General features: G+C 35.8%; 1 protein-coding gene. It reads right to left on the reverse strand.

All coding sequences use genetic code 11. The features are described from left to right. The coding region (locus tag ELQ05_RS08205) for a hypothetical protein (RefSeq protein ID WP_134240082.1) at positions 1–240 on the reverse strand (240 nt) is incomplete at both ends.

The raw sequence follows: 240 nt of genomic DNA on the forward strand, positions 1-240 counted from the left end.
GTAAAAATCCGTTTTATCTCCGATAATTTTAATCGAGTCTTTATTTGCACCCACAGTTCCATCAGCACCAAGTCCGTAAAATAAACATTCGATCGTACTTTCATCTCCAAGAGAAATTTTCTCTCCGGTACTCAGTGAAGTATGAGTTACATCATCAACTATACCTACAGTAAAGCCATCTTTAGGATTATCAAGTTTAAGATTTTCAAATACTGCTATCATTTGAGCAGGGTCAACATC

It is taken from the genome of Campylobacter sp. US53 (assembly GCF_004378995.1).
Taxonomy (GTDB): Bacteria; Campylobacterota; Campylobacteria; order Campylobacterales; family Campylobacteraceae; genus Campylobacter_D; species Campylobacter_D jejuni.